General features: G+C 35.1%; 10 protein-coding genes. 8 read left to right on the top strand and 2 right to left on the bottom strand.

Annotation, left to right across the window (positions count from 1 at the left end; all coding sequences use genetic code 11):
- The first annotated feature begins 113 nt into the window (after nt 1-113).
- The 5 genes from cbpB to CDIMF43_RS10870 all read left to right on the top strand — a co-directional run bounded on the left by cbpB (nt 114) and on the right by CDIMF43_RS10870 (nt 6,300).
- A complete protein-coding gene (gene cbpB, locus CDIMF43_RS10890) occupies nt 114-599 on the top strand; it encodes a cyclic-di-AMP-binding protein CbpB (protein ID WP_074403345.1) in 486 nt (161 codons plus the stop codon).
- 90 nt (nt 600-689) lie between these two features.
- Entirely contained in the window at nt 690-1,391 is a 702-nt protein-coding gene (dapD, locus tag CDIMF43_RS10885) for a 2,3,4,5-tetrahydropyridine-2,6-dicarboxylate N-acetyltransferase (RefSeq protein WP_074403344.1), read from the top strand.
- Nucleotides 1,392-1,451: 60 nt separating this feature from the next.
- A complete protein-coding gene (locus tag CDIMF43_RS10880) occupies nt 1,452-2,585 on the top strand; it encodes an N-acetyldiaminopimelate deacetylase (RefSeq protein ID WP_074403343.1) in 1,134 nt (377 codons plus the stop codon).
- 255 nt (nt 2,586-2,840) lie between these two features.
- The gene (locus CDIMF43_RS10875; protein ID WP_404989858.1) at nt 2,841-4,547 is read left to right on the top strand and encodes an ABC transporter ATP-binding protein; all 1,707 of its coding nucleotides are present in this window, start codon (nt 2,841-2,843) and stop codon (nt 4,545-4,547) included.
- The gene (locus CDIMF43_RS10870; RefSeq protein WP_109841976.1) at nt 4,540-6,300 is read left to right on the top strand and encodes an ABC transporter ATP-binding protein; all 1,761 of its coding nucleotides are present in this window, start codon (nt 4,540-4,542) and stop codon (nt 6,298-6,300) included. Before CDIMF43_RS10875 ends, CDIMF43_RS10870 begins: the two co-directional genes overlap by 8 nt.
- 48 nt (nt 6,301-6,348) lie before the next feature.
- On the opposite strand, the gene CDIMF43_RS10865 is transcribed toward CDIMF43_RS10870, so the two are convergent.
- Nucleotides 6,349-7,269: a DUF368 domain-containing protein gene (locus CDIMF43_RS10865; protein ID WP_109841975.1), complete on the bottom strand. Its 921-nt coding sequence runs from the start codon at nt 7,267-7,269 to the stop codon at nt 6,349-6,351.
- Between the two features lie 201 nt (nt 7,270-7,470).
- Between CDIMF43_RS10865 and ybaK the strand changes: the two genes are divergently transcribed.
- Nucleotides 7,471-7,956, top strand: a complete 486-nt coding sequence (gene ybaK / locus CDIMF43_RS10860; RefSeq protein WP_109841974.1) for a Cys-tRNA(Pro) deacylase — start codon at nt 7,471-7,473, stop codon at nt 7,954-7,956.
- A gap of 45 nt (nt 7,957-8,001) precedes the next feature.
- On the opposite strand, the gene CDIMF43_RS10855 is transcribed toward ybaK, so the two are convergent.
- On the bottom strand, nt 8,002-10,134 hold the full coding sequence (locus CDIMF43_RS10855; RefSeq protein WP_176713140.1) for an LTA synthase family protein: 2,133 nt from the start codon (nt 10,132-10,134) through the stop codon (nt 8,002-8,004).
- Between the two features lie 317 nt (nt 10,135-10,451).
- Here CDIMF43_RS10855 and CDIMF43_RS13900 point away from each other — a divergent pair, with 317 nt between their 5' ends.
- Together CDIMF43_RS13900 and CDIMF43_RS10845 are read left to right on the top strand one after the other, a co-directional pair.
- The gene (locus CDIMF43_RS13900; RefSeq protein ID WP_074403337.1) at nt 10,452-11,090 is read left to right on the top strand and encodes a VanZ family protein; all 639 of its coding nucleotides are present in this window, start codon (nt 10,452-10,454) and stop codon (nt 11,088-11,090) included.
- 62 nt (nt 11,091-11,152) lie between these two features.
- A complete protein-coding gene (locus CDIMF43_RS10845) occupies nt 11,153-12,370 on the top strand; it encodes a multidrug efflux MFS transporter (protein WP_109841973.1) in 1,218 nt (405 codons plus the stop codon).
- Nucleotides 12,371-12,384: the final 14 nt, after the last annotated feature.

Raw genomic sequence — 12,384 nt, 5'->3', positions numbered from 1 at the left:
CTTTCTTAAGGATTTATTAAACTTAAAATACTAACAAGAAAGACTACTTTTTTTCACATTTATAACGTAAAATAAGAAGTAAGTTAAGGACTTTTAAGGAGGATATTAAGAGAATGATAGGGAAAGAAATAGGAGAAATGCTCCTTGAAAATCAAGAAAATTTTTTAATTCCAGCAGAAATGGTTGCCCATGTTCAAGTGAACAATCACTTAGATCACGCACTGTTAGTTTTAACGAAAGTAGGTTATTCCGTTATTCCTGTTTTGGACCATGACTATAAAATAAAAGGGTTAATTTCAATGCCGATGATTATTGATGCGATTATGGGACTTGAAAAATTCGATTACGATAAATTAAGCGACACTTGTGTGCATGAAGTCATGCAGACTGATTTTGCAACAATTAACAATCCATATGATTTAGAAGAAGTGTTACATTTATTAGTGAATCATGCCTTTATCTGTGTAGCAAGTGAAGATGGAAGCTTTACAGGAATCGTTACAAGAAGTGAAATTCTTAAAGGAACCAATCGAATTGCTCATGAATTTGAAAATGAATTTGAAGTTATAAAAAAAGAAAAAGTTAAAAAAAATCATTAGAAACTGACTTTTAACAGAAAAAGTTTCATTTTCCGTTGAAAGTTTGCTATGCTGTTATTAACGATAAAAGATTTTAAAAGGAGAGATAGCATGGATGCAAATGAAATCATTGCTTTTATAGCAAATAGTGAGAAAAAAACACCTGTAAAGGTTTATATTAAAGGGTCTTTAAAAGAGTTGACATTCCCAGATACAATTCAACACTTTACAAACTGTAAGACAGGAGTCTTGTTTGGGGATTGGAAAGATGTTGAACCTTTCCTAAAAGAAAATCAAGTATTGATTACAGATCAAGTAGTTGAAAACGATCGTCGCAATTCAGCTGTTCCATTAGTAGATATGAAAGGCTTGAATGCAAGAATTGAACCAGGCGCGATTATTCGTGATCAAGTTGAAATTGGCAATCAAGCAGTTATTATGATGGGAGCATTAATCAATATTGGTGCTGTGGTTGGAGACAATACAATGATTGATATGGGTGCAGTTCTTGGTGGACGTGCGACAGTTGGTAAAAATTGTCATATTGGTGCAGGAACCGTTTTAGCAGGTGTTGTTGAACCAGCTAGTGCTCAACCCGTTGTTGTTGAAGATGACGTGCTGATTGGTGCGAATGCAGTTGTACTTGAAGGCATTCGAGTGGGCAAGGGAGCTGTTGTTGCAGCTGGAGCAATTGTTGTTAATGATGTAGCGCCTTACACAGTCGTAGCAGGTGTTCCTGCTAAGAAAATCAAAGATATAGATGAAAAAACAAAAAGCAAAACAAGTTTAATTGACGAATTACGCAAATTATAAACACAAAAAGGCTGTCTCTGATGAGATGGCTTTTTATACGATTTACCCAAAGGAGCAAAAATGATGAGCGAATTAAATCCTTTTATAAAAATAAGAAGAGACCTGCATCAAATTCCAGAAATTGGCTTACTTGAGTACAAAACCCACGCATACTTGATGACCTATATTGCAACATTGCCACAAGAGCGTCTGGAAATCATTGAATGGAAAACAGCTATCTTGGTTAGAGTTCGTGGAACAGTAGGGGAGAAAACCATTGGCTGGCGAACAGATATTGACGGCTTACCCGTTAGTGAAGAAACAGGACTGCCATTTAAATCAACGCATCCTAATCAGATGCATGCGTGTGGACATGATGTTCATATGTCGATTGCATTAGGTCTATTGACGTATTTTAGCAATCACCCAGGTCGTGACCATTTAGTCTTTTTATTCCAACCAGCAGAAGAAAATGCTAGTGGAGGAAAACTGCTTTATGACGAGGGTGTACTAGATACGTGGATGCCAAATGAATTTTATGCATTGCACGTACAACCTAATTTAAAAGTTGGGCAGATTGGGACTAAGATTGGAACTCTCTTTGCTGGAACGTGTACGATTCAAGCGAATTTCACAGGAAAAAGCGGACATGCTGCGTATCCTCACGAGGCAAATGATATGATTGTGGCTGCAAGTCAATTTGTTAGCCAAATTCAAACGATTGTTAGCCGAAATGTAGATCCCATTGAAGGAGCAGTGGTTACGTTAGGCACATTTCATGCTGGAACAACAGGAAATATCATCAGTGGGAAAGCTTCTTTAACAGGAACGATTCGGACATTAACGCCAGAAATGAGTCATTTGATGCAGGAGCGAGTTAAGCAAGTAGCTCGTGGCATTGAACTTTCGTATCAATGTGAGGTTGAATTGATTTTAGAACAAGGCGGCTACTACCCAGTTGTGAATACGGAAAAAGAGACAACCACTTTGATTGATTTTATGAAGCATCATCCAAAAGTGGCGTTTATTCCTGCTCCAACAGCAATGACAGGAGAAGATTTTGGTTATTTGTTAGATAAAATACCAGGAACGATGTTTTGGCTTGGAGTAGATAGCCCTTACGGATTGCACCATTCTAAAATGAATCCAAGTGAGGAAGCGATTCCGTTTGCTATTGACGTTTTGAAAGATTTTTTTAAAATGAAGCTCAATTAAAAAATCTGATAAAAGCTACTGATGCCATCAAAAATCAGTAGCTTTTTTTCTGAAAAAAAGTCAATAGCGATTAAATAACGAATTGTTTTCGCTTTCAATAAATAATCATTTGAGAATACAATTAATAAGGATTTTCTTTAAAATAATTACTCAAAAACGCTTGTTTCGAACGGACGTTTGTATTATAATAGAAATCTATGTTTCACAGTACAAGTGAAAGAGGAGGGAAAATGCATGAAGTTTTTGATTCAACAAATGAAAAAATTTCGTTTGTTTACGGTTTTATCAATTATCTTAACGAGCATCATGGTAGGTTCTCAATTGTGGCAACCTAAGCTATTACAACAAGTTTTAGAGGCAATTGTAAACGATAAATTAGACGATATTTATTCGATTGGCATCATTTTGATTGGTGTGGCAGGAGTCGGTTTGATTGCGGGTATTTTAAATACAATTACTTCAGCAAAGGTCGCACAAGAAGTTGGAGCGAACCTAAGAGAAGAAAGTTTCAGAAAAATTCAAACATTCTCATATAGCAATATTGAACGATTTTCTACTGGGAATTTAGTTGTTCGTTTAACAAATGACATTACCCAAGTACAAAACTTAGTGATGTTAGCTTTACAATCACTAATTCGTATTCCAATTTTATTTATTGGTAGTTTTATTCTAGCTATGTATACTTTGCCACAATTGTGGTGGATCATTATTTTATTAGTGGTGTTAGTTTTTATTATTGTATTCTTTACATTTGGGGCAATGGGCAAACATTTTGCTAAAATTCAAGGCTTTTTAGATCGTGTAAATGGCATTGCGAAAGAAAATTTAGCAGGTATGCGTGTTGTAAAATCATTTGTACAAGAAAAAAATGAAGAGAAACGTTTTACAGATGTGAGTGAATCATTGACGTATCACACGATTAAAGTTGGAAATCTATTTTCAATTATGATTCCAGCCTTTATGTTTGTATCAAATATTGCTGTTGTGACATCAATTTTCTTTGTTGGAACAATGGTGAAGAGTGATCCAGCTGTCATTGGTGCAGTTGCTTCATTTATGAGTTATTTAACTCAAATTATGATGGCGATTATCATTGGTGGAATGTTAATGATGATGTCTTCAAGAGCGATTATTTCGTTAAAACGGATTTCCGAAATTCTTGAAACAAAGTCAGACATCAACTACAATACAGAACCATTAACTAAAGAGTTAGACGGTAGCGTAACCTTTAAACATGTTAGCTTTAAATACGAAAATGATGACGATGCAGCGTTAAAAGATATTTCTTTTTCTGTTAAGCCAGGAGAACTAGTCGGAATCGTTGGAGCAACAGGGTCAGGTAAATCAACATTAGCACAATTAATGACTCGGTTATACGATCCAAGTGAAGGGGAGATTTTTGTTGGGGGTGTCCCATTAAAAGAAATTCCTAAGGATACATTACGTCATACAATCTCATTAGTCCTTCAACGTGCAGTTTTATTTTCAGGTACGATTGCTGATAACATTCGACAAGGAAAACAAAATGCTTCACTAGATGAAATGGAACATGCATCTGCAATTGCACAAGCAAAAGAATTTATCGATCGCCAAGACAAGAGATACGATGCGATGGTAGAAGAACGTGGATTGAATTTCTCTGGTGGGCAAAAACAACGACTATCTATTACAAGAGGAATCGTAGGTGAGCCTAAAGTATTGATTTTAGATGATAGCACAAGTGCATTAGATGCTAAATCAGAAAAATTAGTAAAAGAAGCGTTGAATCAAGAATTAAAAGATACAACGACGATTATTATTGCTCAAAAAATTTCATCAGTCATTCAAGCAGATAAAATTTTAGTACTCGATCAAGGAAAACTTGTTCAAGTAGGAACCCATAAAGAATTATTGCAAACAAGTGAGATTTATCAAGAAATTTATGACACTCAAAAAGGAAAAGAGGTGGCTATAAGTGAGTGAATTTAAAAAAATTAGCCGTTTTTTCTGGATGTATTTACGTCATTTTAAATTACAATTAATGGTGGTAATCGTGGCAGTTGTCGCTTCCACTTATTTACAAGTAAAAGCCCCTTACTATATTGGTCAAGCAATTCAAGAACTGGCAAATTATGCAGCTCGTGGGTTTAAAGACAATAGTGAATTTATCCGCATTATTTGGTTGCTGTTGATTTTTTATGTATTGCTTGCAGCAGGTACGTTCATTCAAAGTATTTTGATGGCTGGAATTTCAGGCCGTTCTACTAATAAAATGCGCATTGATTTGTTTAAAAAAATGGAAAGCTTGTCAATCCGCTTTTTTGACAGTCATAAAGATGGTGAGATGTTGAGTCGTTTCACCAGTGATTTAGATAATATTTCCAATACTTTAAACCAAGCATTAGTTCAAGTGATGTCCAATGTGGCATTGATGGTGGGTGTTATTATCATGATGTTCCGTCAAGATGTCCAATTAAGTATTGTAACGCTTGCTGCAGCACCTTTTGCAATTATTATTGCAGCATTGGTGATTCGCAAAGCACGTAAGTATGTCAATTTACAACAAGAAAGTATTGGCTCTTTAAATGGATATATTGATGAGAAAATTTCAGGCCAAAAAATGATTATAGCAAATGGTTTAGAAGCTGAGACAGTTACTGAATTTTTAGACTACAATCAAAAGGTTAAAAAAGTTTCATTTAAAGGTCAAGTATACTCAGGATTGCTTTTCCCAATGATGCAAGGAATCGCTTTGTTTAACACTGCAATCGTTATTTTCTTTGGTGGGTATTTTGCATTAAATGGCAGTATTGAGCGTACATTAGCACTTGGGTTGATTGTGACGTTTGTCCAGTATTCACAACAATTTTACATGCCATTAACACAAATTTCTTCTCAATACAGCATGTTGCAGTTGGCCTTTACAGGTGCAAAACGTGTGATTGAAGTATTAGATGAGGAACCTGAAGTGGAACGTCCTACAGTTGAGGCGATGTATGGAATCGAAAAAGAAGTACGTTTAGATCATGTCGATTTTTCTTACGTACCAAACAAACCTATTTTAAAAGATATTTCAATTACAGCGAAAAAAGGTCAAATGGTTGCCTTAGTAGGTCCAACTGGTTCAGGAAAGACAACAATCATGAACTTATTAAATCGATTTTATAACGTCGACAGTGGCGCAATTTTAATTGATAATGTCGACATTCGTGACATTGAACTCGCTTCATTGCGTAAGCAAGTTGGAATTGTGTTGCAAGATTCAGTCCTATTTTCTGGTACAATTCGAGATAACATTGTTTTTGGGAAACCTGATGCAACAGATGAAGAAGTTGTTGATGCAGCAAAACAAGCAAACATTCATGATTTTATTTTATCCTTAGATGATGGTTATGAAACGATCGTCAGCGATGAACACAGTATCTTTAGTGTAGGCCAAAAACAACTAATCAGTATTGCAAGAACCATCATTACGAATCCTTCCTTGTTGATTTTAGATGAAGCGACAAGTAATGTAGATACGGTAACAGAAAGTAAAATTCAAAAAGCAATGGAAGCCATCATTTCTGGGCGGACTAGTTTTGTCATTGCGCACCGGTTAAAAACAATTTTAAATGCAGATTATATTGTTGTGTTGAACCAAGGTGAAATTATTGAAGAAGGCACACATGAAGAATTATTGAATTTAGAAGGATTTTATTCAGAATTGTACCACAATCAATTTGTAATGGAATAAAAAAAAAGCGTTTCTCATCATCATGAGAGACGCTTTTTTTGATGTGACTTAACTGTCTTGGTCGGTTGATGGAGAGTCTAAGAAGAGGGTACAAACAACTCCTATTACTAAACAAATGATTCCGATTACGACAAGTAACAATGGATTGATAGTAGCTGTTTCTGTGCTCCAATAAGGAAAGACACCTGTTTCAAATAGTGTGATAAGAGCTGAAACCATCACACCAGCTACACCGTAGTATACAAGACTTTCATATTTTTTCAGTAAATAACCCATTAATTTTGCAATTAAGATAACCCCAATTACGGATCCAAGAATAAATGGAATTAATAATAGAACACTTCCAAAAGCTGCATTAGCTGCTGTAAAGTCGCCTTTTAGCAGATAGAATAGGAGATCAACAAATTGACCAACTGCGTTATAGACGGTTCCATATTGATTAATAACCATTAACATAATACTTCCGCTTACGCCAGGAACAGACATCAAAGACATTGAAAAGGCCCCTGCAAAAAGCATTGAAAAAGCATCATCCCAGCTATCAAACGATTGAATAGCGATATAAGATTCACTGCCACCTTCCCCCATTTTTGTTAAAGCTAAGATAAGAAGAAATGAAACAAGTGAGACTATTAAATAACTTGGTTTAAATTGAATTTTTTTCATTTTTTTTAACACTAAGGGAAAACTGCCTAATACTAAACCAACAAAAAATAAATAAGACTGAATAGGGTATTCGACACAAACCCATAAAATCATTTTAGTGGAAGCCAGAATCCCAATCGCTGCTCCAATTCCGATAGGGAGTAAAAATTGAAATGAAGCTTTTTTATTTGTTTTAAAATGGTTAATCGAGTCCATCATTTTTTCATAGAGACCGACAACAACCGCAAAAATACTACCAGATAGACCAGGGATAACCAAGGCGATCCCAATTAAAAAACCTTTTAGTGTATTGATTAAAGACATGAACTACTGTTCCTCCTAAAAAATTAGTTATTTGTTATTTTACATAGTCTATTATAACTTTTTTTAAAATACTGAACAATAATAAATTGGTTAAGATAATGATAAGAAATTTATTTGGTTTTACGAGAATTTACAAGAAGAACGAAAAAAAATTGAAGATATGTTAAAATAGAATCAAATTAAAAAAAGAAGGAATTTATTATGAAGGCTAAAAAAGGAACTAAAACAAATGCTTGCCGTATTTTAGATCAAGAAAATATCCAATATCAAATGTACGAATTTCCGTGGAGTGAAGACCATATCGATGCAAAGTCAGTTGCAGAAAAACTTGGAATTGCGACTGATTCCATCTACAAAACCTTAGTTACAGTAGGAGATAAGACCGGGATTTTGGTAGCATGTATTTCCGGTGGGATGGAATTAGATTTAAAAGCGTTAGCAAAAGTGAGTGGAAATAAAAAAGTGGAGATGCTCCCAATGAAGGAATTAGAAAAGACGACAGGGTATATTCGTGGCGGCTGTTCCCCAATTGGTATGAAAAAATTATTTCCTACTTTTATTCAAAAAAGTGCTGAACTGGAAGACGAAATTATCGTTTCAGCAGGAAAAAGAGGCATGCAATTGGCGTTAAATCCAAAGGAACTAGCGTTAGTGACGAAAGCTCGATTTGTAGCAATTCACCATTAAAAAGTAAAATAGCTCCTAAGCAGTTGACTGCTTAGGAGCTATTTTTTAGTTGGCTGACGACTCTTCTTCAGAAGTAGTAGAATCAGATGCAGGTGGAGCTAATTCAGGTGCATCTGTTTTATATAGGTCAACAGTTGAAGTATTGTTGTTTTTACTATATAAACTTGTAGATTCTTTGCCTAATTTTTTAGTAATGTCATCAATTTGTTCTTTTTGTTTTTTATAACTGTAATCAGATGGAGTAACAGGTTTAAATCCATCTGGAGTATAGAATCTTAATAAATCACTGTTAATGATGCTATCTGAAAGATTTAATTGTTTTTCTACACCCAATCTTAATTTTTCAACTTCATCAAGGACTTCTTGAGAAGGTTCTTCCATTAAGACACCTGTTTTTGTGTCATAAATTTTTGACCCGATAACAGTGTATGTTGGAGTTACGAAATTTCCATTACGGAAAGTGACAGTTTGATCGTGTTCGCTTGAAGTTAAATCAGTTCCGAATTGAATGTAACTTTTTGCATCAACACCAAGTAAGTTGAGTAGCGTAGGCAGCACATCAATTTGGCCACCAAACTCTTCTTTGATTCCGCCATTTGTTTGACCAGGGATATGGAACATAAGTGGAACACGTTGAAGCATGGCATTGTCATAGTCGTTCCATTCACTCGATTCTTTTCCTAACAATGGAGCTAAAGAAGGATTACGGGAGTTGGAAATACCGTAGTGGTCTCCGTAAAGAACGAATACTGTATTGTCATATAATCCAGCTGCTTTTAAATAGTCAAACATTTCTTTGATAGATTGATCTAGGTAATGAGCAGTGGCAAAGTAACCATCAATTGTGCTATCTCCTGTAGAAGCTCTTGGGAAACTTACATTTGCATCATCAAGAGGGTACGGGAAATGATTGGTTACGGTTATGAATTTTGTGTAGAAAGGTTGTTGCAATTGTTCTAAATATTGAGCAGATTCTTGGAAAAGAAGTTTATCTTTTAAGCCATACTCTAATGTATTTCCCTCAGAAGTATCGTAGTAACTAGCATCAAAGAAATAATTGTATCCTAGTGATTTATAGGTATCGTCACGATTCCAGAAAGAACCAACATTTCCGTGGAAAACAGCGCTTGTGTAATTGCCGTTATCGTGTAAAATTTTTGGAGCTGCTTGGAAGGTATTTGACGATCCTGCTTGAGTAAAGGCAGAGCCTTGAGGCAAGCCAAATAGTGAATTTTCAAGAATCGTTTCAGCATCACTGGTTTTTCCTTGTCCAACCTGATGGAAGAAATTTTGGTAGCTGCTGGTACTTTGGTCATGATAGAGACTGTTTAAAAATGGTGTAACTTCATGTTCTACGCCATTTTCATCTTTTAATTTATAATCAATTAAAAATTGTTGGAAACTTTCTAGATGGATGTAAACAACATTTCGTCCTTTAGCAGAGCCAAAAGTTGCTGGATTTGGTTCTGCACGATGTTCATTTAAATAGTCTAGAACATCATCCATATCTGAGACATCAGCATTTGCTTTGACTTGGTTTGCTTGAGCAGTTTTAATTCCATCGTAAACGGTAAAAACATTTAAGCCGAGGTATTTAACGATGTAGTTACGGTCAAAGGTTCTTGTTAACAGTTGTGGACGATTGCTTTCTGCTAAACTTAAGTTAGCACTGAAAATAGCAATCGCTAATGCTGTAGTAGCAAAGGCATAGCGTTTTTTGAAGGGACGAGGATCAATCTTGACTTTTTTAGAAGCAAGCAAGGCGATTAGAATAATAAAGTCTAACCAATAGAACGCATCGGAGAAGTTGACTAAAGCAAAGGCACTTGAGTTTAGCCCACCTGAAACGCTCTTCACGCCTAACATAGTGTTAACAGTCAAGAAGTCTGTGAATTCTCGGTAATAAATCACGTTGGCATAAATTAACGCCGATGTTAAGAAGTACAAAACAAACAACGCAATATAGGCACTTTTTGGTTTTTTAAAGTAAAGTGCAATGGAAAAGATAAACAATGTTGTTGCGATTGGATTAATGATTAGGATGAATTGTTGTAACGGTCCAGTCACGCCTAATGAAAAATCGGCTTGGTACCCATAATAGGTTTTAGCCCAAAAGAAGATAACACTTAGGGTGAAAAAACCCAACCGGGTGTTTAATAAAGAGTTTATTTTATTCATAAATTTCAAAACGATTGTCCTCCTCTTAAAAAGCAGACAGTTTTCATGATAATCACTAAAAGTAGCGAATCATCAACAGTTTAAAGATTGCGCTATTGTCTGTTGCTTTAAAAATATATCACCTTTAATTTTACCGTTTCTCGAAATCAAAGTCAACTTTATACTATTTTTTTAACACGATGTAAAACGAGGTTGTATAAAGGTTTGTGGGGGATTTGTGATTTTAATAAAAATTTAAACAAAGTGAGGATTATTTTTTTTCCCTTTAAGTTATAATAGAGTTGATTTATCAAAAGAAGGAGGTTCCCGAAAATACGATGTTTTTCTTAAATAGGTTATATGAATACACTGAGGCGGTTTTTGGGGACACAATCAATCATTTTCCGTTGGTTAAGTTAATTTTTTATAGTCTGGATAAAACGCTTGTCTACTTTTTAATTTGGTTCCTTTTGCGTGCTTTTTATTTAATTGTTACAAAAAAGAAGACGTCTTTTTTTCTTGGAAGAGAGCTGCTTCTAAATGGATTTGTGTTTTATTTTATTTTACTTTTCCAGCTGACTGTTTTTCGTGGAGAGTATACAATAATGAATGTTTATATTGAGTGGCGTCCAATCAGTGAAGTAAATTGGGAACCTTTTACAGAAACGTTTAAGCTAACTAATGGAACTTCTCAATTTGATTTTTTCTATAATTTATATGGCAATATTTTTTGGTTTATTCCAATGGGATGTTGTTTAGGCTTTCTATTTAAAAAAAGACATCCTTTTTTTAAAGTGGTAATGATTGGTTTTCTATGTTCTCTTTCAATTGAGACTATGCAGTTTCTTTTTAGAACTGGGGTAGCAGATATCGATGATTTGATTTTTAACACAATTGGTACGATTCTTGGGTATATGTTTTATGAATTCATTTTTTTACTTAAAAAAACAGTCAGCAAAAAAGCAACTAGCCATTAAGCCGTTGCTTTTTTGCTTATGCTATAATAAAAATGACTTTAACGAAAAGAGATGATTCTACTATGGTAGAAAAAGCAAAAGCAACAAGAACTATCTGGCAACGAAATTTAAAAATACTTTGGATTGGTTGTTTTTTAGCGGGGATGGGCTTTAGTTTAGTGATGCCATTTATGTCTTTGTATATAGACACGTTAGGGGACTTTTCTCAAAAGCAATTAAGCCTTTGGAGTGGGGTAACCTTTAGTTCAACGTTCTTAGTAACAGCAATTGTTTCTCCTTATTGGGGGCGTTTGGCCGATCGAAAAGGGCGAAAATTAATGTTGTTACGCTCAGCGTTAGGGATGGCCATTGTAATTGGTTTAATGGGAAGTGTAACGAATGTCTACCAATTGATTGGATTGCGTTTGTTACAAGGGGTTTTTTCAGGGTTTATCTCAAATGCGACAGCATTAATTGCAACACAAGTACCTAGAGAACAAAGTGGAAAAACATTAGGAACCTTAACTACAGGAAGTGTGACGGGTACGTTATTAGGCCCTTTTTTTGGTGGAGGCATAGCGGAATTGTTTGGTTACCGAATTCCTTTTTTATTAACAGGAGTTCTATTGCTACTTGTTTTTTTCTTGTGTTTATTTTTTGTGAAGGAAGAATTTCAACCAGTGGAAAAAGGCACGGAGCTTTCTGGTAGGGAAGTTTTGAAAAATTTGACGTATCCAAAAGTGATAATCGGCATGTTTGTTACAACGATGATGATTCAAGTTGCAGCGAATTCCATTAGTCCCATTCTTAGTCTGTATATAAAAGAATTACTAGGAGCCAATCAAAATGTTGCTTTCATTAGTGGAATTGTTGCTTCGGTTCCAGGAATTGCGACACTGATTGCAGCTCCTCGCTTAGGCGCTTTAGGGGATAAAATTGGAAGTGAACGTATTTTAATGGCAGGATTAATCTTCTCCATTTGCTTATTGATTCCAATGGCTTTTGTTACAAATGTATGGCAGTTAGCTGTTTTACGTTTCTTTTTAGGGATATCGGATGCTGCGTTAATTCCAGCCGTTCAAGCGATTTTAACTAAAAATAGTCCTCATGTTGTTGCAGGACGTATTTTCAGTTACAACCAGTCTTTTCAAGCAATGGGAAATGTCATGGGCCCTTTAATTGGTTCGATGATTTCAAGTAGCTTGGGATTTAGAGGTGTATTTATCATAACGCCGATGTTTGTTTTGTTCAATTTTCTGTTGGTTCGTAGAAATACAAAAAGCATCCATCATCAACGATAATAAAACAGTTTTTG

This window comes from Carnobacterium divergens (genome assembly GCF_900258435.1).
In the GTDB taxonomy this organism is placed as follows: domain Bacteria; phylum Bacillota; class Bacilli; order Lactobacillales; family Carnobacteriaceae; genus Carnobacterium; species Carnobacterium divergens_A.
The sequence above is the reverse complement of the archived record's forward strand: the minus strand, read 5'-3'. Positions and strand labels throughout refer to the sequence as shown.

Coding starts and splice junctions, on each gene's coding strand:
- cbpB (WP_074403345.1), top strand. CDS start 114: ATGATAGGGAAAGAAATAGGAGAAATGCTCCTTGAAAATCAAGAAAAT.
- dapD (WP_074403344.1), top strand. CDS start 690: ATGGATGCAAATGAAATCATTGCTTTTATAGCAAATAGTGAGAAAAAA.
- CDIMF43_RS10880 (WP_074403343.1), top strand. CDS start 1,452: ATGATGAGCGAATTAAATCCTTTTATAAAAATAAGAAGAGACCTGCAT.
- CDIMF43_RS10875 (WP_404989858.1), top strand. CDS start 2,841: ATGAAAAAATTTCGTTTGTTTACGGTTTTATCAATTATCTTAACGAGC.
- CDIMF43_RS10865 (WP_109841975.1), bottom strand. CDS start 7,269: ATGTCTTTAATCAATACACTAAAAGGTTTTTTAATTGGGATCGCCTTG.
- ybaK (WP_109841974.1), top strand. CDS start 7,471: ATGAAGGCTAAAAAAGGAACTAAAACAAATGCTTGCCGTATTTTAGAT.
- CDIMF43_RS10855 (WP_176713140.1), bottom strand. CDS start 10,134: ATGAATAAAATAAACTCTTTATTAAACACCCGGTTGGGTTTTTTCACC.
- CDIMF43_RS13900 (WP_074403337.1), top strand. CDS start 10,452: ATGTTTTTCTTAAATAGGTTATATGAATACACTGAGGCGGTTTTTGGG.
- CDIMF43_RS10845 (WP_109841973.1), top strand. CDS start 11,153: ATGGTAGAAAAAGCAAAAGCAACAAGAACTATCTGGCAACGAAATTTA.